Genomic DNA, 24,403 nt, shown 5'->3' with positions numbered 1-24,403 from the left:
AGGTGTTAGGTTTTAGGGGGGGTAAATTGTTAATTATTAATTGTAAATTGTAAATTGAAAAAATATTTATTAGAAAATTATCCATTGATTTGGAACACTAAGCTGTTGCCAATGTTAGGTCTCGCTGCTTGCGGACACGTTTTTTTCTTTCTGTTGGGCTATATCGTTGATAAAGGCAGTATATATGAAAGAGTTTATACCATAGGAGAAGAATTTTTCCCTCTTCCTTTTTTGTTACACCTTATTGTGAGTATCTTGCTATTAGTGTTCTGGCTAATGCAACTCTCTAAAAACAATGCTTTTAAACATTTTTACCCCAGCAATCAGCTGAAGTTACTCGGTTTATATACACAATACTTTATAATTATATTTGCGGTACTCACTTTCTCTCTTTCGTTTATGGCTGGTGAAAAAACGCACTTACTTGTGATTGATAGACCGTTTTATGGCGCTGAGGAAGGAACTATTGTGCAAGGGCTGCTCATCGCATCGCTTTTTATCTCACTGTTAGTGCTTTGTGTACGGATTACTGAGGTTAGAACCTTATTGCTTACAATTGTATTTTCGGGGGTATTATCACTCGCGTTAGGGATGGTGTCGGCATTTTTATTCAGTATTTTTTCTGATGCCAATTTGTTTTTTTTACTTGTTGTTTGGATGTATGTGGCAATTCCTTTTATTGCTATATTGATAGTTGTCACTAATTTAGCAACAATGCCCAAACTCTTTTCGGGGATTCTCATCAACTTTTCACTGCTGTTCTTTACCCCTGCCCTTTACGGAGCTATCTTATTAATTTTCAAAGAAGAGACTTTTGACAATATGCCTGTATTGAATTATGGGATACTCTTGTCTAATTTCCTTTTCATATTGTTATACGCTCCTGTACTGCACCAATGGAGAGCAGTGCCGGAATAGGTGTCAGGTATCAGGTGTCAGGGGGCAGATGTCAGGAGGCAAGAGGCAGATTTTATTAATTATTAATTGTTGATTATCAATTGAAAAAGTATCTTTTAGAACATTATCCATTAATTTGGAGTAGCCGAGCAGTGCCAATGCTAATAGTTGCTCTTGGCGCGCATTTGTTATTCTTTTTGTTAGGACTTATTGTTCCTAACAGAGGAGGAATGGGATTTGCTGAAGGCTTTTGGGCACTTCCATTTGAAATCTATCGCATTGGGCTTATTGTCTTCTTTGTGAAATGGCTGATGGATTTGTACAGATTCAATGCCTTTAATTGGTTTTATCCTAATAGTCCGCTAAAGTTGTTTGGAACTTTTGTACTCTTTTTTCTTGTAACCCTGAGTATAATCGCTCTCCCTGTATCATTTGCTTTAGGGGTGTTATGTACTTCTTCTTTTGCAGGCACCGAGATTAGTGATTTAACTAATATTCATTTCTTTATCACCAAAGCTCCTTTTTCACTTTTTGCCTTAGGGATTGCACTTATCATCTTCTGTGTGTATATTACCAAATTGCGAACTTTCTTACTCACCATTGTTTTCACCAGTATTTTAGCACTCATTTTAGCGATGTTGTGCATTATAATTGCTATTGTAGGTAATATTGATTTTCAGTTAGTTGTATGGATATATCTATTCACTTACTTTGCTGTAGCGATAGTCTCGGTTATAGGAGCACCTTTGCTTCCCAAACTCTATAGTGGTATTCTCATCTGTTTCAGCCTATTGCTCTTCCCTGCTGCTATTTTCACCATTGCTTTGCTAAAAGTAGATATCGACCAATTTTCTCAATCACTTTACTACCAACTTTTAGCTGTGGCTTTCCTATTTATATTTCTATACAATTACCATATTCAGCAGTGGAAGGCAATGCCAGAATAGGTTTTAGGGGTCAGGTATCAGGTATCAGGGGTTAGGGGTTAGGAGATTAAGATTTTTTATTTCTTACGGGGAAGAAAAAAGCTCTGGGGCGTTCTTTGAAGGCTCGCCATACACACCTAACTAAGTATTTGAGCTCGGAAGCTGGAACTTCACGAGAGCGCAAGGCTATCCACAACGACAGACCAAAACTCACTATAAAATTCCCTAAACCAATGATACCTATTCCAAAAACACACCAAAGGATATTTTCTAAACTGATGATAAAATTCATACCATACAAGCCATAAGCGAAATTACCGCTTGAAAAAGTGATGTGGCGTATATCGATAGGTAAACCAAAGAACTCACCTACAGCCCAAGCGCTCCCCATAAACACTCCAAACCAAATATTTGAAACAATACTTGGCCACTTTTTTTGCATCCAATTGGCAACGCGTTGCATACGCATTTTGCCAAAAAATCCTTTGAGGAAAGGGTGCTCGGATAGGCGGTAATAGAAGTTATTGAAGTTATTCACACTGGCAACATTACCGGCAATAATACCCGATAAAAACAAAAATACCCCAGCAATACAAGCGTGTAAAAATACTGGTGAGTGCCATATATTGAGATCTTCTAACAGATGCAAACTCTTTTTAGTGGCAATATTATAGCCCTCTAAATAACTCATTCCTATCACCAAAAGCATTGACACGGGGAAAGCTCCAAACACATTGCCCACAAAAGCGATGAACTGCGAACGGAATAAACGCGTGAAGAGTGCTGAGAACTCAGTATATTGACGGCGTTTTTGTTTATCATTGTTGTCATTTAGGTTCTCTAAGGTTTTGGCAATGGTAGAAGCCGTCATTGCAGGTTGCTTGGTAGCTAAAGTAGATCCTGTGAGGTAAATAATCACAAAACCAATAGCATAGTTTAAACTATAGTTCAAAGCACGGAAAAACGCACTTTGGTCTGGGTCCATAGACATATAGAGCTTTATCAAGCACATAAAACTCACAATTACCCCTCCCCATAAAGCGGTTTTGAGCATTTTGAAATACTCCCTACCTGTGGAAGTGATGTAATGTTCCCCCGTTTTACCGGTATAATTTGTAATCTCGTAGGTAATGTTGTAAACACTATCATTTATCAATTTGCGAATATTGTTTTTCTTAGAATTGGTTTTTACCATATCTAAATAGAAAGCAATTGCTTTTTCGCGCTTGTCGGCTTCTTTTTCTATAAACAAGTAGTTATAAAGACGCTTGATGCGTTTAATCTGCTGACGGATAAGCAAAAGTGTTTGGTTCACGCTAAAGGTTACCCCATATTTTTCGGCGTTAGCATCGGCTTTGTTTACAAAATCCTCACATTGGGCAGCTAAGATATTGAGTTGTTTATAGTCTAATTCGTGTTCTTGTATATAGAGATAAGGTTTATTTTCTTTAGAAAGGGTACGTGCTAGTTGGTTTAGTTCATCGTCGAGAGCAATAAAAGGACTATTGAGTTGAGCATACTCAGGCACCATACGGTGTACATCAGTTTGTAGAGCGAGTCCTCCCATACGTTGTGAGAGAATCATTATCGCCAAAAGGATTTGTTTAGAGGTTGTTTTGCGCTCTGTATCTTCATAAAAAGTATTAAAAGAGAGGATATCGAAAAGTTCCTTCCAATTGTCTAATGGGATTTGCAACACCCATTTAGCATCGGAAGGGCGATAAAATATTTGGTTTAGTACGTATTGGATATTCTCTTGAGAAGGTTGATCTGGCAAGAGCTGACGGCTGATACGGCGGCGCAATTCCTTGAAAAATGAAACGCTATTGAGCAAGCCAGCATCGGTAAAAAGAAGTACTTTTTGTTTGTTAGCAAATACATTGTGGAGTTTTTCTTGGAAGAAAGCGATGCGCTCGGGATCGTGTTTAATTTCGGCTATGAGTTCATCGATATTGATAGGAGTTTTTTTATCTTTACTTTTGCGACGAAAGTAGTTCACTACATCAAACACGAAGTCGATATCTTCATAGTTAGATGAGTGCATATAAGTCTCAAAGATTTCATAGATAGATTTATATTTTTTTGCGAATAGCAACATATTTTTCAATTAACAATTAACGATTAGCAATTAATAATTTAGAATGGGGCAAAGATACGAAAAATTTGTCAATTCCCCAATTTGTTAATTTGCAATTTTATCAATAAAAAAGCTGCCCTCGTGATGGGCAGCCTTTTATTACTTATTATTTGTTACTTAATTACTTATTAGAAGTTATATCGTACAGCAAAGCTAAAGGTACGACCTTCGCCGAAGTATACTTGGTTTCTTACATCAATACCTTGATAAGTTTTACTACGATCAGTAGTATGGATACTTGTGTATGATTCAGCGATATAGTAAGTATCTAATAGGTTATAAGCGTGAGCTGAGAAAGTGAGACGTTGTTTATCAGTAAGTTGCCATTTATAAGAAGCTGAAAGGTCAAACAAATGATAAGCAGGTAATTTTATAGCTCCTTTTTCGGCTACTGTTTTTTCAGAAAAAGTACCTATATTTAAATTAGCATATAGGTTATCTACATAGCGCCAATCGATATCAAGATTTAATCCTTTAGCAAAACGAGGGAGGAAAGATAACCCTAAAGCAGCTGTTGTTTGAGCTGTTTGTCCTACTTTTGCTTTATCTAAGTATAATTTAAGTTCAGCAGCCCTACCAACAGGCACCTCATTTCCTTGTAAGTCTATAGCATTACCATTCTCATTCAAAAGAGTTCCTGAGGCATCGCCTTTGTAATACCAGTCACCAAATGAGAACATACCATTGAGCTTTAAGTAATCAGTAATAGTAGCTTTGAAATCTACTTCCACCCCATTGTGTATTTCTTGAACACCCAAAATGTTTGCATAGCCTGTATTACTGCCACGTCCTCCTGAAGAACTTCCGAAAGTGTAAGTTTGACGAAGGAATCTATCTTTCCAAGTAGTGTGATAAAGGTTTAAATTACCACTGAAGAATTTAGATTTAAAACCATATCCAGCTTCTACTCCAAATATCTTTTCATTGGCAAGCGAAGGATTTAAATAGTTTAGATTGTTAGGATATACAGCGTTGAAGAAAGGTTGTTTAGAATAATATCCTATGTTAGCATACACATTATGTTGTTCGTTGATATTATAATTCACTCCTCCTTTGATATTATAACCTATTAAGTTCTTAAATCCTGTTTTAGTATACATTACCGTATTAGGATTTGTAGTTACAGCACGAGAAACTCCATCTTTCAAAAAGTTATCGATACGCTGGTAGGACTGCATTGAGGTAGATCCTTGTACGAAAGCTGAGAAATGATCGTCAGAGTATTCAAATTGAGAGAAAAGTCCCATCCATTTCACCTCTCCTTCGCTACTATAGCCTATACGATTTTCAAGAGGTTCTACTTTTTGGAAAGGATTCCAAGATGGTCTAGTAGATACCGCAGAGCGAATTACAGTAGGGGTTGCCAAATTCTTGTTGTTATTTCGTGTATTATCGGTATAACTGTTGTTACCCAACAAATCAGTTACTACTTGATAGTGATAACCATAGTAATAACGACCATCTAATCCCATATTCACAGTGAAACGGTCATTAATTTGGTGTTGCAAGTTAGTAAGGATACCATACCAGTCGTGTGAATTTACTGAGCCATTTAAGGTAAAGCCTTCACCATAACCTGTAAATGCACGGCCACCACCTGGATTAGCAATTGTTACGTTCTTACCAGCTTCTCTTGGATGTTGCATAGGTAGCAAATTATCTACAGTTTCACCATTGTTATAGCGCACAACCTTATCAAAATCTATTTGCCCATCATCTTTACGGAAAGAATTTAGATAGTTTTTTTGAAGTGAATAAGTAGTGGTTCCACTAGAAGTTTTTGAAGAGATTGAGTGTGCTACCCCTGATGAGTTTGTACCCATACCACGACCTAATGAACCATATATCACGGTACTAAGAGAAGTACTTTCGTTGATATTCCAATCCCAGTTGAGCATTGCTACGGGTTTGTGGTAAATATTCTTTTTAATAGTATGTTCTTCACCATCTAAGTATCCCCAATCAGAATTGTATCGACGGTTAGGCTTATCTTCAGAACCATATTTTTGATAATCGGAGATAAGCGGGCTCACATTGCGTTGATTATGCCATTGAGGAGCCCCTGTGAAGGTAAATTGGAAACTGTGTTTTTTAGAAGGTTCATAACCTAATGCAAAATAATAGCTATAGCCATCGAACTGAGTTCCATCAACATATTTACGTCCAGTATTTTTGCTGAATAACACAGAAGCAGACCAACCAGTGAGGCTTTTCCCCGTATTGTAAGAAACAGTACCTTTATACTCTTTGTTAGTACCATAATTAAAGGCAATATTTCCGCCTTCTTGCATATCGGAAGCGCGCAAAATAAAGTTCATAGTTCCCCCTACTGATGCAATTGCTAACTTAGAAGCTCCCAAGCCGCGTTGTACTTGCATTGCAGAAGTTACATCTGAAAGTCCTGACCAGTTACTGAAGTATACGGTACCGCCTTCCATATCGTTTACAGGCATACCATTTACCATTACAGCAATGTTTTTACTATCAAAACCGCGCATATTGATTTTAGAGTCGCCAAATCCTCCTCCGCCTTTGGTGGCGTAGACAGAAGGTGTGCGATTGAGTACTTCAGGAAGTTCACGTGTACCCAATTTTTCGACAATTTCAGTAGCTTGAATAGTAGAGACAGCTACTGGTGTTTTACGCTCTTTAGCAATGTCTAACAGCGTACTTTTTGCAGTTACGACTACTTCGCCCAACGATTGTTGGTCGGTAGAAAGAGTAACCTTTACGTGTGCTTTACCGTTTACTAATTTGTAAGGAACGGTCTTGGTTACATACCCGAGGTATGAAAACTCCAAGGTGCCTGTAGGGGCATTTACATTTAAGGAATACTTACCCTGCATATCGGTGGAGACACCGTGGGAGGTACCCTTAACCAATACATTAGCCCCCATCAGAGGTGCATTGTACTCACCATCAATTACTTCACCCGTTATTGTTCCGCTTTGGGCATAGGTAATTGTTGCAAGCAATAAAATTGCGACATTTAAAAACCAGCTTTTCATTTATATTTAGTTAATTAGTTTCTCAGCCGATAGTTAGTAGATTGCTCATACACAAAGTGACTAAAAAAACAAAAAGCCGTTTCACTTCTTATTTCAGCGGCAAAATTAGTGTTTTTTTATGAAATGCAAACTTTTTTGTTGGTTTTTTTATAAACAGAGTAATCAACATATTATCAAGCATTGAATATATAGGTAATTTATAAATTTTATCTCTAACAATAAAAAACCACAACAAGGTTGATAATAAGACGCTTACATTTATTAGTTGCAATTATAACAAAAATATATTGTTAAAATTTAACGTTTATTTAGATATAAAATGTATTTTTGCAGGCTAAAATTTGACCAATTACAATGAATAAAACAAAAAAATGTATTAAAACTTTTGTATTTATTGGAATTCTATTTTTCTTATTTGGTGGTATTACAGTATTAGTACAACTATTAGTTCCCTACCTAAAAGATATTTTTGAACTCAATTACACTCAAGCAGGACTTATACTCTTTTTTTTCTTTTTACCTTATTTGTTATTTTCCATCCCTGCAGGATTGATTATCAACAAAATAGGATATCAACGAAGTATTACCTTAGGACTTATTATTGTTGCCCTAGGTGCTATGCTTTTTTACCCTGCTGCCGAAATACGCTCTTTTTGGGCATTTATGACAGCTATTTTTATACTAGGTAGTGGCATTACCTTCTTACAAGTAGCCGCTAACCCTTACATTGCTGCCTTAGGCAGGGAAAGCTCTACCCCCAGAAGACTCACTTTCTCTCAAGCTTTCAACGCTTTAGGGACTACTTTGGCTCCTATTATTGGGGGCGTCTATTTATTAAGGGATAAAGTGAAAACAGGGGGCGAAATACAACTTTTAGATTCTTTTGAAAAAAGTATCTATTTACAAAATGAGGCACTAGCTGTACAAATTCCTTTTCTATATATTTCATTAATAGTAATTGCTTTGGCTATTGCATTTAGTATTGCGAAACTGCCTTGTCATCCCGCCGAGGAGGAAGAAACTATAAATCACACTAATTATTTTTCTCTTTTAAAAAGAAAATCATTGCTTTTAGGGAGCATTGCTATTTTTTTATATGTAGGTGCTGAAGTTGTTATAGGGAGTTTTACTATTAATTATCTAGTAAAAATCAATATGGCTGAAATATCGGAATGCCCTATAGGAGAACCTATGTGGCAAGCCTTAGGAGTCATTTTCGACAATCCCAACCTCATCAATGCCGATCCAAAGGCTATGGTTGCCATATTCTTGTGTTTCTATTGGGGGGGAGCTATGGTAGGAAGATTTATAGGAGCACGAATTAGCCGGCGTTTTTCTCCCTCTAAAATGCTGACGACAGTAGCTTTATGCAATGTTGCGCTCATCTTACTAGCTATCAACACTACAGGCCTTTTTTCAATGATAAGTTTGCTATCAGTAGGCCTTTTCAATTCTATTATGTTCCCTACTATTTTTGCTTTGGCTTGTGAGGGTATTGACGAACTGAAATCTCAGGCTTCTGGACTATTATGTACTATGATTGTAGGTGGCGGACTGATTCCTATCTTATTTGGTTTCTTTACCGACCAAGTAGGATTTATTTTGGCTTTTCTCACCTTAGTAGCGTGTTATGGTTATATCACTTTCTTTGGATTCTACAAAAGCAGTAGATGATTTTCAATTGATAATTCATAATTGCTAATTGACAAAAAAATCTGTTAATTTGCTTTAACAAATTGGCTGATTTTTTTGAATCCTTTATAAATTCCTAAAAGTGCTGCCAATCTCACCCCTTCATAAACCAATGGGGTTGCTAAATTTGCCAACTTCATTTTAGCTTCGTGTCTTGAAGCAAGCACATCGGCATCAATAAAATACAAAAAAGGAGAGGGGACTTGCCATACTATTAGTTCTATAATATAAAACAATAGAAATACATAAAATAACTGCCAGTGGTAATGCAACAACTTCTTTTTCTCTGTAGCCAAATACAACAGCAAAGCGCTGTTTAGCAAGCTCAATACACCAAAAATACCATTGTTGTTGAATTGCATCACAACACTAATTCCTACTAATATAGCTGTTATCAAAAGTAAATAACCTATATTTTTGCACAACATAAATCCATATAAATAATCTTTAAACTTTATATTTAGAGCCAACAAACGGTCACGTTGTTGTTTTTCTTCATCGTTTAAAAGCTCGTAAGCTGTTCCTGCTGAGGGCATCATTTCCTTCATTACCTCTTTGAGCAAACGTTCATCTTTAATCTGTTCAAGGAGTTCAGTAGGGTATTTCCCTTGTGCTAAAATCACTTTTGTTCGGGTAATTAATCTTTCTTTATAAGCTATTTTTTCAGTGATATTCATTACTATATTTTAAAGAAGAAAATGCCAAAGATTATAATACAACCTTTGGCATCTATAATTTACTAATTGAAAAATTGACTAATTTGTTAATTCTACAAACAGTTCTTCTCCTTCTTTTACTACTTTAGCAACTTTCTTGCTAGTAAGTCCTTTGATAGCCTTATCCCATTTCTTGTTAGAGAAAGCTGTTTGCGTTTTAAGAGTTTCTAAAAGAAGTTTTTCTGAAGTTTTTAGTAGTTCGAACACTACTTTTTCATCTTCTGACAACTCTACCGCTTTCTTTTCAGGACGCATTTGTGGGAAGAAAAGTACTTCTTGTATGCTTTCATTATTGGTAAGGAACATAATCAATCTATCCATACCGATACCCAAACCAGAAGTAGGTGGCATACCATATTCAAGAGCGCGCAAGAAATCTTGATCGATGAACATAGCCTCATCATCACCTTTCTCAGAGAGTCGCAATTGTTCTTCAAAACGCTCTCGTTGGTCGATAGGGTCATTGAGTTCAGAGTAAGCATTAGCAATCTCTTTACCACATACCATTAGTTCAAAACGCTCAGTAAGTGCAGGGTTGTCACGGTGTTCTTTGGTAAGTGGCGACATCTCTTTAGGATAATCAGTGATGAAAGTAGGCTGAATGAAGTTGCCCTCGCATTTTTCGCCAAATATCTCATCTATGAGCTTGCCCTTGCCCATTGTTTCATCTACTGCAATACCAATAGAATGTGCAAAGGCTCTTAATTCTTCTTCTGTTTTCCCTGTGATATCAAAACCTGTAAAGTGTTTGATAGCGTCGGTCATTGTAACACGAGGATAAGGAGCTTTAAAGTCTACTTCGTGTTTACCAAAAGTAGCTTTGGTAGTACCATTCACTGCCATAGCACAGTGTTCAAGCAAACGCTCGGTGAAGTTCATCATCCAATGGTAATCTTTATAAGCCACATAGATTTCCATCGCAGTAAATTCTGGGTTATGAGTTCTATCCATTCCCTCATTGCGGAAGTTTTTAGAAAACTCATACACCCCATCAAAACCTCCTACAATAAGGCGTTTTAGATAGAGTTCGTTGGCAATACGCATATAGAGTGGAATATCCAACGCATTGTGGTGAGTGATAAACGGACGCGCACTAGCTCCCCCTGGAATCGCTTGCAACACAGGTGTTTCTACCTCCAAATAACCTGCATCGTTAAAAAACTGACGCATCGCATTGAACAGTTTCGTACGCTTGATAAACACCTCTTTCACGTGTGGATTTACTACCAAATCTACGTAACGCATACGGTAGCGTTGTTCAGGGTCGGTGAAAGCATCGTGCACTTTGCCATCGGCATCTACTTTAGGCATTGGCAGTGGGCGCAATACTTTAGACAAGAGGGTAAAGTTCTTAACGGCTACAGTTTTTTCACCCATCTTGGTGATGAATAAATAACCTTCTACACCTATAAAGTCGCCTAAGTCGAGGAGTTTTTTAAATACCTCGTTGTAGAGTGTTTTATCTTCCCCAGAGCACATCTCATCGCGATTGAAATACAACTGCATTGTGCCCTCGCTGTCTTGTAAAGTAGCAAACGAGGCTTTTCCTTGTACGCGCAACGACATCAAACGACCGGCAACCACTACTTGCTTGCCTTCTTCATAATGATCGGCTACATCCTTAGAAGTAGTATCGACAGGATATAATGGAGCGGGATATGGATTAATCCCTAATTCTTTCAATTTAGAGAGTTTTTCTCTACGAATGATTTCTTGTTCTGATAACATTTTTTTTAATGATTAATGTTCAATGATTGATACTACTCTTTATACACTCCCATATTGAGGTATTTGTTCATACGCTTTTCAACTAAGCGGTCGGCAGGAAGTTTTTTGAGTTCTTTATAGGCGTCGAGAATCACCTTGCGCACGGTATTGAACATCATTTCGCGATCGTGATGTGCCCCTCCAAGAGGTTCTTTGATGATTTCATCAATGAGTTTGAGTTTTTTCATATCGGGAGCGGTGAGTTTGAGAGCTTCGGCAGCCTCTTTTTTATACTCCCAACTACGCCATAAAATAGAAGAACAAGATTCTGGTGAAATTACTGAATACCACGTGTTTTCAAGCATATATACCTTATCACCAATACCGATACCCAATGCTCCTCCTGAAGCTCCTTCACCTATGATAAACACAATCGTAGGTACTTTGAGCCGAGCCATTTCCAAAAGATTACGAGCAATAGCTTCCCCTTGTCCGCGTTCTTCGGCTTCAATACCAGGGAAAGCACCTGGGGTATCTACAAAACACACTACAGGAATATTAAATTTCTCGGCTTGTTTCATCAAACGGAGGGCTTTGCGATATCCCTCAGGGTTAGCCATACCAAAATTGCGATATTGGCGCATCTTAGTATTTGATCCTTTTTGTTGACCAATGAATAAGAAACTTTGATTATCTATTTTGCCAAAACCTCCTATCATTGCCTTGTCGTCTTTTACAGTACGATCACCGTGCAATTCTAAGAATGTATCTCCTGCAAGCGCCTTAATATAATCCAAAGTATAAGGACGCTCAAGGTGTCGAGAGATTTGCACCCTTTGCCAAGCCGTAAGGTTACCATAAATCTCTTTTTTTACTTGGTTGAGCTTCTTTTCTATTTTTTTGCAAGCGTCGGTCATATCCACATCACTCTCATCTCCAATGGTTTGACACTTTTGCATTTGTTCTTCTAACTCTTTGATTGGCTGTTCAAAATCTAAATATTCCATAGACTTAACTATTAATTTGGTTTATTTTCAGAGGGCAAAGATATAAATTAATTAACAATTGACAATGAACGAGTAACAATTTTAGTTTGAGGTGCCATATATTCTGCGTTTTGAAGGTTGTTCACATTCGTAGTGAAAAATAGTTTGAGGCTCTATTTTCAGCTTTTTAAGATCTGTAGTACTTTGTTGCAGTTCTAATATTTTAAACTTGTGATACTCAATATTGTTATAAGGATCTTTATAAACATTTTTAGAGGCGTCATACTGCAAAAAAGAGTCTTCAATATCAGACGAAACTGTCTCATCTTTAAGCTCCATATACATTGCTTGAGGATCGTTTAATACATCAAATCGAAGCATTTCTTCCAGCTCTTTATCAACTTCATCCTCGTCTTCTTTAGCAAAGGCGAATTCACTAAGTTCCTCTATAGGTATTTTTTTTATTTGCTTTTTAATACTTCTTACAGCTTCTTGATTCTGTTCAAGTGTCCCCACATTGATAAAAATCAAACAAGTATGCCCTTCTTTTTCTACCAAAGCTCCTGCTCCATCAAGTTGATAATGAGAATGCTCGCCATACCAAATGAGAAAATCATTATTGTCATTCAAAGTAAAACGAGCTGTATTTTTAAGTCCTTGCGTTAGCAAAGGCAACTCATTTGAAAAATCAGCAATAAGTGTTAGGGTATTGCCTATCTCTTTTTTACTAAATGTATGTACGTAACGACTTGGTAAACAATTAGGATTCTCATTGAACACAGAGAACGTTTTGCCGTTCTCATACTGAAGATAATTTTTTCCATCTTCAAAGTTGGCAAATCGAATACGTACCTCATCAGGTTTTAAGTTTTTGTTGTGATTGCCATAAACTAAAAAGAGAGGACTCTTCTTAGGTTTAAAGAGTACTATTCCATCGGGAAGCACTTCATAAGTCCCTGGCACTATCGTCATATAACCATATAGTACAAATATTTTGTTAGGAAAGAGAAAAATACCTCCTCCTCTACCTTTATAACTTCCCACTAAATCTTTATTTTGAGCAGAAACTACACCAAAAAGCATTAAAAAAATGAGTGGTATAAGAGTTTTGTTTTTCATAACGCTATTTTTTAGGGACAAAGATAGTAAAATAATTGACATTTAACAATTAACAACCGATATTTAACAATTAGCCAATTTCTTTTTATAAACTTTTTTTAAGAAAAATTTGGCAGTTTCAAAAAAACATCTTACCTTTGGCTCGTTTTTAAAAAATATTATTTACTATGACTTTCCCTACTGAACTGAAATATACCGCCGATCACGCTTGGATTCGCCTTGAAGGTGATATTGCAACTGTAGGTATTACCGATTTTGCTCAAGAGCAACTCAGTGATATTGTATATGTTGAAGTAGAAACCGTAGGAAGTACATTAGCTAAAGACACTATTTTTGGTACTGTTGAAGCTATCAAAACTATTTCAGACCTCTTTATGCCAATGAGTGGTGAGGTGCTTACCTTTCACGAAGCCTTAATTAAAAAACCTGAAATGGTAAATACTGACCCTTATGGTGAGGGCTGGATGATACAAATAAAAATTAGCGCACCACAAGAGTGGGATAACTTGCTTTCTGCAAGTGATTATCAATCCCTTATCAATGCTTAAAAATTATAAATACTCTTGGTTATGGGTGATTTGTACCATAGCAGTTATCTGCTTGAGTCTCATCTCCTCTAACAAAATGCCCAAACCTCCGCGTATTCCTTATGCTGATAAGATAGTGCATTTTGGGTTTTATTTTAGTTATACCACCTTGTTTGTACTCTCATTTGGGAAAGAAACACGATGGATACAACCTATTAAAAAAGTATACCTATGGGCACTTGTTACTGCCCTTTTATTAGGAGCTACAATGGAGATTTTACAAGGGCTGCTCACCACTACTCGTAGTGCCGACTCTATAGATATGCTTTTCAATACATTTGGCACAATTGTTGCTTTAATATTTATAGCAAGATATAAAGAATTATTTAAATAATTTCTTTCAACTATATTAGTAACCTTTAAAAAGAAAAATCATTATGCAACCTAAAAAAAATCCAAAAGCCGACTTGGCTAAAAGCAGTGGATTGTTCTTTGCAATAGGATTTGCTCTTGTTTCTGGACTATCTCTTTTCGCTTTTGAGTACACTCGCGAAGACAAAGGGCCAGATAAAGTCACCTTATCCGATGCCGACAAAAATCTCGACGAAGAACAAGAACAATTCGTAATGGAGCACCCTGATACTCCACCACCGCCACCACCACCACCAGCTCCTGCTGTTGTAGAAGATGTGAAAGTGGTAGATAACAAAACTGATATTAAAGAAGAAATTCTCGCTAGTACCGAAACCAGCAAAAAAGAAGAAGTAGTAGCTGTACAAAAAATTGAAACTCCTCAAGAAGAAGAAGTTGCTATTGATGTGCCTTTTGCTGTAATTGAAGATAAACCAATGTTTGAAGTTTGCAAAAACGTTCCTAAAGACAAACAAATGCAATGCTTCAAAGAGAACTTGGACAAACACGTGAAAAACACCTTCAAATATCCACCAGCTGCTCTTGAAATGGGTATCCAAGGACGTGTGAATGTGAGTTTCCGTATCAATACTGATGGTACTGTATCTATTCTTGGTGTTCGTGGTACTGATAAATTACTTGAAGAAGAAGCTAAACGTATCATCAAGTCTATACCTAAATTGATTCCTGGTAAACAACGCGGTAAACCTACCCCTGTAACGTTTGCTTACCCTATCAACTTTACACTTTCTAACTAATTAAATTAACAAAATATAAAGTCAGTAGTGAGGACTCCTTACTACTGACTTTTTTAATTACACAACTTTTATCAACCCCTATCACCATTCATATCATTATGAAAAATCTAATCTTTACACTTTTAGCTATGTTCTTCACTATTGTTAGCTATGCTCAATTAAAAGACCCTGACGGTAATCTTATCAGTCGTTACCCTAAATTCGACAAATGTAAAAATGCAACTGAAGAAGAGGCAGCGTTGTGCTTTAAAACAGAATTAAACAAATTCGTGAAAAGACATTTTATCTATCCTAAAAAAGCTAAAGAAAAAGGACTACAAGGGAAAGCTATCGTTTCTTTTTGTATCAATGCCCAAGGGAAAGTTGAAATCATTAATGTTAGTGCAACCGATAAAATCTTCGAGGAAAACGCAAGACGTCTTATTGAAAAACTTCCACAATTGATTCCTGCTGAAGAAAACGGAATTCCTACCCCTATAATGTTTGCTTACCCTATTAATTACTTATTAGGCAATAACTTTTAAAATTCTCCAAAAAATGAAAAAATATACACTTATACTCTTAACACTACTTTTTGTAGGTTTTAGCTACGCACAAAACAAAGAAGAAGAAACTGATATACCCTACTCCAGAGTAGAACAAAAACCAAGATTTCAGGAATGTAAAGATGTTCCTGAAGGTGAAACTTTCAAATGTTTTCAAGAAGTACTGAACAAACATATAGAAAACACACTAAAATATCCTACTGATGCTAAAGAGGTTGGGATAGAAGGAAGAGTAAATGTATCTTTTCGCATTAAAAAAGATGGCAACATAGAAGTTATAGGACTAAGAGGTGTTGATAAACTTTTAGAACAAGAGGCTAAACGCATTATCGAAAGTATGCCTAAACTTATTCCTGCCAAACAAAACGGGAAACCTATAACTGTAACTATTGCTTACCCTATTTTTTTTAAATTATAGTTATCAACTGATTAGATAATAACTTTCAAATCTTTTTGAAATGAAAAAATATATACTTATACTCTTAACACTACTTTTTGTAGGTTTTAGCTATGCACAAACAGAGGATAAAAAAGAAAAAACTACTGAAGTAGTAACATTTCCCCAATTTAAAGAATGTGAAAATGATAAAATGTCAAAAAAAGAACAATATATTTGTTTTATAAAAAACTTAGATAGGCATGTAGGAAAAATTTTTGAATATCCTGAAGAAGCTATAAAGGAACATATAACAGGTAGGGTTTACATAACTTTTTGTATCCGCACTGATGGGAGTATTAGTGTTATAAGTATTAAAGGTCCTCATAAACTTCTAGAAAATGAAAGTAAACGTATTATTGATAGTCTCCCTATACTTATTCCTGCCAAAGATAAAGATGGGAAACCAGTAGAAATAACACTAAATTATCCTATCAACTTTGAACTTCACGGTTAGTAATTTTCAACCCTCTTATATTTTGGCACACTTGTTGAATTACAGCTTATAACAAACAGTTAGAAAGCTTTTTAAACCTTTGTTGATAGTATTTTAATAACCTTTTAAAGAAAAATCATTATGCAACTTAAAAAGAACCCTAAAGCCGATTTGGCTAAACAAAGTGGGTTGTTCTTTGCAATTGGTTTTGCCGCTATCTCTGGGTTTACCTTATGGGGATTTGAGGCAAAAATGCAAAATAAAGACAACCTCAGCTATCAATATGCTGTAAATGACAAAGCTGTGATAGAGGAAGATCCCGTAGCAATTGAACTTCCTACTCCCGAAATGCCTCAGCAAACTCCTCCACCACCAGTACTTACTCAGGAAATTGAGGTAATAGAGAATGACAAACCTGTGGAAGAGGTACTTATCGGGAATACTGACCCTAGTGATCCCACTCCTTTAGCACCAGGAAGTATTCCAGTAGTACCAGATGTGGAAGAGGAAAAAATAGAATTGCCTTTTGCAGTGATTGAGGATAAACCTCTTTTCCAAGAATGTAAAAACGTGTCCAGAAGTGAGCAAATGAGTTGTTTTAAAGAACACTTAGACAAACACGTGAAAAACAACTTCAGATATCCACAGGCTGCACTTGATATGGGCATTGAAGGACGTGTGAATGTGAGTTTCCGCATCAATACCGATGGTACTATCACCATTTTGGGCGTACGTGGTACCGATAGAATATTAGAGGACGAAGCAAAACGCATCATCAGTTCCATTCCTAAACTGATTCCAGGCAAACAGCGCGACAAACCTACTGCTGTAACCTTTGCCTACCCTATTAATTTCAAATTAAGTCATTAATTTTTAAACCTTAGTCGTTAGTATTGTGTTGTTATCCTTAACACCCAATTACTAACGACTATTTTTATAAACAATTTTAAACCTAATGAAAACAAAAATACTTATACTATTTACTTTTCTTTTTGCAGGCTATAGCTATGCACAAATAGTAAGTTGCGATTTTAACGCCAAAGGGGTGCAAGAAGAAGAATTCCCTATTCCTTTTCACGTAGTAGAAGAGAAACCTAAATTTATGGCTTGTGAAGATGTTTCTAAAGAAAAAGAAGCAGAGTGTTTTAAAGAACAGCTCAACAAACACATAATTAGGTATTTCTATTACCCTAAAGAAGCGCTTGACAAAGGTATACAAGGCAGGGTAAATGTAAGTTTTCAAATTAACTCTAATGGCTCTGTAACCATTAGGGATGTTCGTGGAATTAGCAAACTCTTAGAAGTTGCTGCCAAAGAGATTTTTGAAAAACTACCTACTTTTATTCCAGGCAAACAAGGCGGAAAACCTGTGCCAGTAACCTTTAATTATCCTATCAATTTCAAATTGAGTAACTAAAATGAAAGCTAAAACTTTTGTATTCTTATTGTGTTTTGCTGTCATAGCGAATAGTTATGCCCAGCAAGATAATGATGAAGAAACAAATTATAGTGTGCTTTGTTCTATTTATGAACAAAGACCTATATTTGTGGATTGTAAAGACTTAGGATGGGATAAACAATTTCAATGCTTTGAAGAACAATTAGAAAAACATATCAAAACGCATTTCTGCTACCCTAAAAAAGCATTAGAAGAAGGAATACAAGACAGAGTAGTAGTAGATTTTACAGTCCAAATTGATGGAACTGTCGAAATTCTCAAAATAACAAGTACTGACAAGGAGCTCAAAGCAGTAGCAAGATCTGTTATTGAGAGTTTACCCCGACTTATCCCTGGTAAAAAGCACGGCAAACCTATAGCTGTAAAATTTAGCTGTCCTATCAATTTCAAGCTAACAAACGATTAATAACAAATATGAAAAAGTTATTACTAATACTTTTGTTTGCAATTACTTACTACAACAGCTATTCGCAAACCGATACTCTTTTCTATGCTAATGTAGAGGAAAAACCGAGATTCGCAGAATGTAAAGAGGTAGCTAAAACTCAAGAAATCCAATGTTTCAAAGAACAGATGGATAAAATTATAAGGGAATACATCAAAAGCATTACCTCTCAAGGGACTTGCGGCTTTATTCAAGGAAGGGTGAATGTGAGTTTCTGTATCAATCCCGATGGCACTACCAAAGTACTTCAAATGAAAAGTACAGATAAAGATTGGGAAGTTGTCGCACAATCTATTATTGAAAGTCTTCCGCCTTTTATTCCTGCCAAACAGAATGGGAAACCTGTAGTAGTAAAAATGTTGTGGCCTATACGATTTGAATTATTTTAAAAACTAAAGATACCAATGAAAGCAATAATTACCTTTACAATATTCTTCTTTGTAACATCAACAAGTTACTCACAAGCACGTTGTGGAGAACCAATAGCTTCAGATGTATCAAATCTTGACACGATTCCTTATGGGATAGTAGATAAAAAGCCAATATTTAAAGAATGCAAAAACTTAGCTAACAATGAACAACTTCTTTGTTTTAAACAACAGCTTGACAAACATATCGCAACACATTTGTGCTACCCTATAGAATTTTGTGGGCAAGGTAGAGTACTTGTAAGTTTTTGTATAGGTACTGATGGTTTTTCAAAAGTATTGAGAGTAAATAGTCTTGGATTACCTAAAGCATTTGAAGATGAAGCCAAACGCATTATTGAAAGTTTGCCTTGTCTTACTGCTGGTCAACAAAACGGAAAAACCGTAGCAGTAATTTTTGCTTATCCTATTCACTTTTAACTAATCGTTCCACTACGCTTCTATCGTTTGCTAATCGCTGTATTTTGTTCTGTCCACCGAGTTTGCCTTGTGACTTCATATAAGAGGCAAAACCACCTTCAGGGACTTCGGTTATTTTAAGGGGTTGGAGTACTTTACCTTGTATAAGGTCGTAGTAATACATATTCTGTTTTTGCAATGCCTCATCTATCACTTGGGCAAAGCGTTTCATATCAGTAGGTTTTTGCTCAAATTCTACAAACCATTCGTGATAAGGCAATTCACCTCCTGCCGGATTCACCTGAGGAGCAACCGTAAATTCTGTGATACGTGCTCCCGTAGCCTCTAAGCCCTCACGCATTGCCTCTTCCACTTCTTTACCAATCACGTGTTCGCCAAAAGCCGAAATAAAATGTTTGATGCGCCCCGTAACTACTATGCGGTAAGGCACCAACGAGGTAAATTGCACCGTGTCGCCTATATTGTAGCCCCAAAGTCCGGCATTGGTAGATATAATGAGCGCATAGTTTACCCCCAGTTGTACATCCTGCAAAGCCACTCGTTTGGGGGCATCGCTGAAGAAAGTGTCGGCTTCTACAAACTCGTAGAAAATACCCGAATTGAGCAATAAGAGCATTCCCTTCTCTTTCTGGCTATCTTGATAGGCAAAGAATCCCTCGCTGGCGGGATAGAGTTCTATGCTATCCACTTTGCGACCAATGAGGTGCTCAAACTGCTGACGATAAGGTTCGAAATTCACCCCCCCATAAATAAACAAATTGAAGTTAGGAAACAATTTTCCTATCTTGATACCTGAACGCGTGTATAACCGCTCGAAGTACATCAGCACCCACGAAGGAATCCCGCTGATGAGGGTCATATTTTTAGAAAAAGTTTCAGTAACAATGGCTTCTACTTTGGTTTCCCAATCTTCTATGCAATTGGTTTTGTACGACGGCATACGATTGCGCTGCAAATAAGCAGGCACATAGTGCGCTACTATACCCGAAAGTCGCCCAGTTTTGATGCCGTTTTTTTCACCTAAAATAGGACTTCCTTGCAAGAAAATCATCTTTCCTTCCACAAAATCGGCTTTTTTAGTTTCGTGTATATAACACAAAATCGCATCGCGTGCTGCCTGAATATGGAAAGGCATTGAGGCTTTGGTAATAGGGATATACTTCGCCCCGCTGGTAGTACCCGAAGTTTTGGCAAAATAGAGTGGTTTGCCTTTCCAAAGTACATCTTTTTCGCCCTCCACTACTCTATCGATATAAGGGCGCAAGGCTTCATAATCACGTATAGGTACGCGAGCCACAAAATCTTGATAGGTTTTAATTTCCTCAAAATGGTGGTCGCGCCCAAAAGCTGTATTTTTAGCTTGTTCTATAAGTAACTGGAATACTTTTTGTTGTGTGTCTATTGGAGCCTTAGCCCAACGGTCTATCTTTTTTTTAACGATAGAGGCAAATATTTTGGATAAATATGATTTGATCATAATGAAGTCTGTTTGACTCCGCAAAGATACTACTTTTTTTAATTTCAATATGATGAAAGCACTAATTTTATGCGTTTTGTGTGGGATATTGCCCTTACAAGCGCAATTTATTCTTCCTTCTAAAGATGTTTCGCTCATAGCAGTTATCGATAAAGAATATCATTTTTATCACCAAAAGAAGAACGGTAACTATGTAGCGATGCAACTCAACTTTCGCAGGGAATCCTTGCCCGATAGTACTTTCTACGCCTATACTCCTTATTGGACAATGGATGACAAAGAACTTAGCTACAATGATTTAGACTTGCGAAAAGATGCTTTTATTGAAATGAAAGATGTGCGCCCTACTATACTTGATGAAATGATTGGCAAAAACTTTGGTAACCCTACTGTGATGCTAAAAAAGCAGAAGACACATTGCTTTAGTTTGCTCAATACTTCGGTAGCCAGCGAAAGAAAATTAGAATTTGAAACCAAAGCATATAAGGGTGAGAGACTTATCATTGAAGACGAGAAGGGGTGGTCTCATATTGTTAAAGACACTCTACCGCGATGGGAATCTTACGAATTCCAATATTATGCTTATTTCGTTTTAGATGCAGGTAAAGAAAGATACTTTTTCTTACTCTCCGACTTAAAAAGCAGAGATAACACTCCTTATATCTCAAAAATTTATTTTCCTCCGAAAGAAAAAAATACAATCGCAGCATTAGATCGCTATAGTTGGCAAGAAAACATTAGCAAAATGGAAGAACTGCCTCCTATAGAGATGCGTTATACCAAATGGGTAAACTATTGGAATGTAAATGAGTTTTTGACACTTCGACCCCAAGGAAAACAATATGAGTTAGTAAATCGCTTTAACCACAAAGTGTTACCTAAATCCTATGACACCATTTACTACAATGAATACGGAGTCATTGGCAAGAATAAAAATTCTTTAGAGTTTTATAATTACCAGCATCAACCTATCAAATTCAAAGGGGTGAAAGTAGCTTATTTGTACAACATAGGTATAGAAGCTTTTACTGAAAAAGGAGTAGAACTATACGATATGGATGGACAGAAAGTTACAAAATTACCAAAAGCTTATAGAGGTTATTGTGGGCTCAGTTTTCGCGAGGAGGTGTATCGCCTCAATAAAGATACGATTGAGGGGCAGATTACTCATTATATAGATTTTAAAGATACTCCTCTGATGAGTGGTAGTGAAGTAGCTGATGAGAGATACCGCCTCATAGACCGCAATGCTGAAGAGGAGGTCGCCTTTATAAATGCAACAAACTATTACGAGAGAAGCTACTTAAGTTGGGATAAAAAAGAAGAGGAAAGAACACGTTTATTTCCGCACTTAGTCAGTGTAAAACGCAAAGGAAAAGTAGGACTTTTTTACTACGATTATTCAAAAGCTACAAACTATACAGATGAAGAAATACAAAATCTCTACAACAATTTCTTTTTTAAAGACAAAGATGGAAGCTCCATATTTATACTTGGGATGCTCCCTACTGTTATAAAATATATGAAAGGCAAACAGTTATTGCCTTTTGTATTCGATAAAATTGAGCAGAAAGAAAACGATGTGATCTACTTATACAAGGACGGCAAAATAGGATTCTACCCGCAAACCTCAGCCCAATACGACAAAGCCATTCCTCTCTCGACATCATTTTATGCAATAGAGAAGAATGGCAAAAAAGGGTTCTTGGATATTCACACCCTCCAAGAGTATTTTTAGTAAGGTATATCGTCCTCGGAAGAGGTGGTGGAAGGAGCACCAAAAGCCTGAGCAGGATTTGCCATTGGCACGGCATCAAAAGCTACATTTTGATTCATTTTAGAAGTAAATTCCTGAGGTATTGCCGATAAGAATCCACCGCTACTATATTCATCTAAATTTGCAAATCTACCTAAATGTCCTTCAAACTTCAAACGTATATTGTCTAACCCACCATTACGGTGTTTTGCTACAATAAATTCGGCTTGTCCAGCAGTAGGCGTTTGAGCTTCGTCATCCCATTCCATTATTTTGTAATACTCAGGGCGATAGATAAACGATACGATATCAGCATCTTGTTCAATCGCTCCTGATTCACGCAAATCGGATAGTTGAGGGCGTTTATGACCAGGGCGTGCCTCTACGTTACGCGATAATTGTGAAAGCGCAATTACTGGTATGTTGAGCTCTTTGGCAAGCGCCTTGAGGTTACGCGAAATGGTAGAAATTTCCTGCTCGCGGTTACCAGCTCCTTTGCTACCTCCAGCAGTCATCAGCTGCAAATAATCAATTACAATTAGCTGAATACCATATTGTGAGGAAAGTCGGCGTGCTTTAGCTCGAAGGTCGAAAATAGAAATAGAAGGCGTATCATCTATAAAAAGGGGTGCTTTTTCGAGGTCTTTCACGCGGTTGTTGAGCACATCCCATTCGTAGGCTTCCAATTTACCAGTACGAAGTTTTTCGGAAGAAAGTCCTGTTTCTGAGGAGATTAAACGAGTAATAAGCTGTACTGACGACATTTCCAAAGAGAAGAAAGCCACTGGAATTTTTTGCCCTACAGCGATATTGCGTGCCATAGAGAGCGTGAGGGCTGTTTTCCCCATACCAGGACGCGCTGCCACAATAATAAGGTCACTCGCTTGCCACCCCGAAGTGAGTTCATCTAATTTTGTAAACCCTGATGGCACTCCACTAAATCCATCAGTTTTGTTAGACAATTCTTCAATTTTCTTTACCGCTTTATACACCAAATCACCTGCTGTTTCAGTAGAGCGTTTTAGGTTGTTTTGGGTAACCTCATAAAGTTTTTGTTCCGCTTGGTCGAGCAGCTCAAAAGTATCGATAGTTTCGTTGTAAGCATCTTCTATAATTTCAGATGAAAGTTCTATCAAGCGGCGTTTGATAAACGTCTGCAAAATCAATTGAGCGTGGAACTCCACATTGGCAGACGATGATACGCGCTGAGTGAGGTTGATAAGATAAAGTTCTCCTCCTGCAGCTTCTAAGTTGCCATCTTTGCGCAATTGTTCAGAAACCGTGATAAGGTCGATAGGTAACGATTGGTTGAAAAGTTCAAAGATAGCTTGATAAATTAATTGATGTTGTTTTTTGTAGAACACATCGGGACTAAGCATATCGATAGCATTGTCAACACCGCGTTTATCAATGAGCATAGCGCCGAGCACTACTTCTTCGGCATTGAGGTTTTGCGGGGGGAGTTTACCGCGTTCAATACTCGTCTGTTGCTGAGTAAAACGCTGGTATTGAGGTGTAATTTCAGGAGTTATTATATTTTCAGATTCATTCATAGCGCAAAAGTACAAAAAAGAATGATACTTACTGTAATTATTTACTCACATAGATTGTTAATAAGGTGTTGATAACAATTTGCTGATTTGACGATTTGTGGATTTGTCAGTATATTAGAAATATAGAAGGTGTTGAGGATGAAAATAAAAATTGTGATACTTTCAATTTATAGTTAAACAAAAATAGATCACAAATAAATGAGTTTATTTTTAAGGGGGCGTTTGCAAAACGCCCCTACATAACATACTTTAAAAGTAATTGATTATCAGTTTTATAGACTTTTTCAAAATCCTTAGACTTTGACAAAATGTAATGATGCAAAAGAGATAACATTCTGTCAATCAGGGATTATTATTTTTCAACTATTGATTCATATTAATAACTATGAAATATGTAGATATTAAGGTTGCAGAAAGTTCTAATGGAAAAAATATTATTCAAAGTACAATAAAAAAAGCTCTAACTTTTGTTAGAGCTTTTAGTGACCTCGACAGGATTCAAACCTGTAACCTTCTGAGCCGTAATCAGATGCGCTATTCAGTTGCGCCACGAGGCCATTGTTG

23 protein-coding genes and 1 tRNA gene are annotated in these 24,403 nt (G+C 36.8%); 15 read left to right on the top strand and 9 right to left on the bottom strand.

Annotation, left to right across the window (positions count from 1 at the left end; genetic code table 11):
- Positions 1–54 precede the first annotated feature (54 nt).
- Both CGC57_RS11300 and CGC57_RS11295 read left to right on the top strand, forming a co-directional pair.
- Entirely contained in the window at positions 55–918 is an 864-nt protein-coding gene (locus CGC57_RS11300) for a hypothetical protein (RefSeq protein ID WP_095899207.1), read from the top strand.
- A gap of 80 nt (positions 919–998) precedes the next feature.
- Entirely contained in the window at positions 999–1,844 is an 846-nt protein-coding gene (locus CGC57_RS11295) for a hypothetical protein (protein ID WP_232747244.1), read from the top strand.
- Positions 1,845–1,890: 46 nt separating this feature from the next.
- Here the strand turns inward: CGC57_RS11295 and CGC57_RS11290 are convergent, their stop codons facing one another.
- Together CGC57_RS11290 and CGC57_RS11285 are read right to left on the bottom strand one after the other, a co-directional pair.
- Complete coding sequence (locus CGC57_RS11290) at positions 1,891–3,921, bottom strand: transporter-like protein (RefSeq protein WP_095899205.1); 2,031 nt, start codon at positions 3,919–3,921, stop codon at positions 1,891–1,893.
- Between the two features lie 167 nt (positions 3,922–4,088).
- The gene (locus CGC57_RS11285; protein ID WP_095899204.1) at positions 4,089–6,968 is read right to left on the bottom strand and encodes a TonB-dependent receptor; all 2,880 of its coding nucleotides are present in this window, start codon (positions 6,966–6,968) and stop codon (positions 4,089–4,091) included.
- A gap of 354 nt (positions 6,969–7,322) precedes the next feature.
- Between CGC57_RS11285 and CGC57_RS11280 the strand changes: the two genes are divergently transcribed.
- Complete coding sequence (locus tag CGC57_RS11280; protein ID WP_002677503.1) at positions 7,323–8,642, top strand: sugar MFS transporter; 1,320 nt, start codon at positions 7,323–7,325, stop codon at positions 8,640–8,642.
- Positions 8,643–8,686: 44 nt separating this feature from the next.
- On the opposite strand, the gene CGC57_RS11275 is transcribed toward CGC57_RS11280, so the two are convergent.
- From CGC57_RS11275 to CGC57_RS11260, 4 genes are all read right to left on the bottom strand, one after another.
- On the bottom strand, positions 8,687–9,337 hold the full coding sequence (locus CGC57_RS11275; protein WP_002677625.1) for a hypothetical protein: 651 nt from the start codon (positions 9,335–9,337) through the stop codon (positions 8,687–8,689).
- A gap of 78 nt (positions 9,338–9,415) precedes the next feature.
- Positions 9,416–11,104, bottom strand: a complete 1,689-nt coding sequence (gene lysS, locus CGC57_RS11270; RefSeq protein ID WP_095899203.1) for a lysine--tRNA ligase — start codon at positions 11,102–11,104, stop codon at positions 9,416–9,418.
- A 32-nt stretch (positions 11,105–11,136) separates the two neighbouring features.
- On the bottom strand, positions 11,137–12,090 hold the full coding sequence (locus CGC57_RS11265) for an acetyl-CoA carboxylase carboxyltransferase subunit alpha (protein WP_002677623.1): 954 nt from the start codon (positions 12,088–12,090) through the stop codon (positions 11,137–11,139).
- An 81-nt stretch (positions 12,091–12,171) separates the two neighbouring features.
- Positions 12,172–13,188 carry a hypothetical protein gene (locus tag CGC57_RS11260; RefSeq protein WP_095899202.1) on the bottom strand — a complete coding sequence of 339 codons (1,017 nt, stop codon included), beginning with the start codon at positions 13,186–13,188 and terminating at the stop codon, positions 12,172–12,174.
- Between the two features lie 167 nt (positions 13,189–13,355).
- Here CGC57_RS11260 and gcvH point away from each other — a divergent pair, with 167 nt between their 5' ends.
- From gcvH to CGC57_RS11205, 11 genes are all read left to right on the top strand, one after another.
- Positions 13,356–13,736, top strand: a complete 381-nt coding sequence (gcvH, locus tag CGC57_RS11255) for a glycine cleavage system protein GcvH (protein WP_002677366.1) — start codon at positions 13,356–13,358, stop codon at positions 13,734–13,736.
- Positions 13,729–14,109 carry a VanZ family protein gene (locus tag CGC57_RS11250; RefSeq protein ID WP_095899201.1) on the top strand — a complete coding sequence of 127 codons (381 nt, stop codon included), beginning with the start codon at positions 13,729–13,731 and terminating at the stop codon, positions 14,107–14,109. The genes gcvH and CGC57_RS11250 overlap by 8 nt, the downstream gene beginning before the upstream one ends.
- A gap of 43 nt (positions 14,110–14,152) precedes the next feature.
- On the top strand, positions 14,153–14,884 hold the full coding sequence (locus tag CGC57_RS11245; protein ID WP_002677414.1) for an energy transducer TonB: 732 nt from the start codon (positions 14,153–14,155) through the stop codon (positions 14,882–14,884).
- Positions 14,885–14,982: 98 nt separating this feature from the next.
- Entirely contained in the window at positions 14,983–15,408 is a 426-nt protein-coding gene (locus CGC57_RS11240; protein ID WP_050772779.1) for an energy transducer TonB, read from the top strand.
- A 13-nt stretch (positions 15,409–15,421) separates the two neighbouring features.
- Complete coding sequence (locus tag CGC57_RS11235) at positions 15,422–15,847, top strand: energy transducer TonB (RefSeq protein WP_095899200.1); 426 nt, start codon at positions 15,422–15,424, stop codon at positions 15,845–15,847.
- 40 nt (positions 15,848–15,887) lie between these two features.
- Positions 15,888–16,322, top strand: coding sequence for an energy transducer TonB (locus CGC57_RS11230; protein ID WP_095899199.1), 435 nt, complete (start codon positions 15,888–15,890; stop codon positions 16,320–16,322).
- Positions 16,323–16,442: 120 nt separating this feature from the next.
- Positions 16,443–17,171 (top strand): energy transducer TonB, encoded by a 729-nt coding sequence (locus tag CGC57_RS11225; RefSeq protein WP_095899198.1) that lies wholly within the window; start codon positions 16,443–16,445, stop codon positions 17,169–17,171.
- 85 nt (positions 17,172–17,256) lie between these two features.
- Entirely contained in the window at positions 17,257–17,718 is a 462-nt protein-coding gene (locus CGC57_RS11220; RefSeq protein ID WP_095899197.1) for a TonB family protein, read from the top strand.
- A gap of 1 nt (position 17,719) precedes the next feature.
- Positions 17,720–18,166, top strand: a complete 447-nt coding sequence (locus tag CGC57_RS11215; RefSeq protein WP_095899196.1) for an energy transducer TonB — start codon at positions 17,720–17,722, stop codon at positions 18,164–18,166.
- An 8-nt stretch (positions 18,167–18,174) separates the two neighbouring features.
- Positions 18,175–18,594, top strand: coding sequence for an energy transducer TonB (locus CGC57_RS11210; RefSeq protein WP_002677590.1), 420 nt, complete (start codon positions 18,175–18,177; stop codon positions 18,592–18,594).
- Between the two features lie 15 nt (positions 18,595–18,609).
- A complete protein-coding gene (locus CGC57_RS11205) occupies positions 18,610–19,053 on the top strand; it encodes an energy transducer TonB (protein ID WP_095899195.1) in 444 nt (147 codons plus the stop codon).
- Here CGC57_RS11205 and CGC57_RS11200 read toward each other — a convergent pair.
- Complete coding sequence (locus CGC57_RS11200; protein WP_095899194.1) at positions 19,040–20,530, bottom strand: GH3 auxin-responsive promoter family protein; 1,491 nt, start codon at positions 20,528–20,530, stop codon at positions 19,040–19,042. The two genes, CGC57_RS11205 and CGC57_RS11200, sit on opposite strands and share 14 nt — an antisense overlap.
- A 52-nt stretch (positions 20,531–20,582) precedes the next feature.
- On the opposite strand from CGC57_RS11200, the gene CGC57_RS11195 reads away from it, so the two are divergent.
- Entirely contained in the window at positions 20,583–22,268 is a 1,686-nt protein-coding gene (locus CGC57_RS11195) for a hypothetical protein (protein ID WP_232747242.1), read from the top strand.
- On the opposite strand, the gene dnaB is transcribed toward CGC57_RS11195, so the two are convergent.
- Complete coding sequence (dnaB, locus tag CGC57_RS11190) at positions 22,265–23,839, bottom strand: replicative DNA helicase (RefSeq protein WP_095899192.1); 1,575 nt, start codon at positions 23,837–23,839, stop codon at positions 22,265–22,267. The genes CGC57_RS11195 and dnaB overlap by 4 nt on opposite strands.
- Before the next feature lie 483 nt (positions 23,840–24,322).
- Positions 24,323–24,396 (bottom strand) — tRNA-Arg (locus tag CGC57_RS11185).
- Between the last annotated feature and the right edge of the window lie 7 nt (positions 24,397–24,403).

This window comes from Capnocytophaga sputigena (assembly GCF_002302495.1).
Lineage (GTDB): Bacteria > Bacteroidota > Bacteroidia > Flavobacteriales > Flavobacteriaceae > Capnocytophaga > Capnocytophaga sputigena.
Note: the sequence above shows the minus strand (reverse complement) of the source record. Positions and strands in the feature narration are given on the sequence as shown.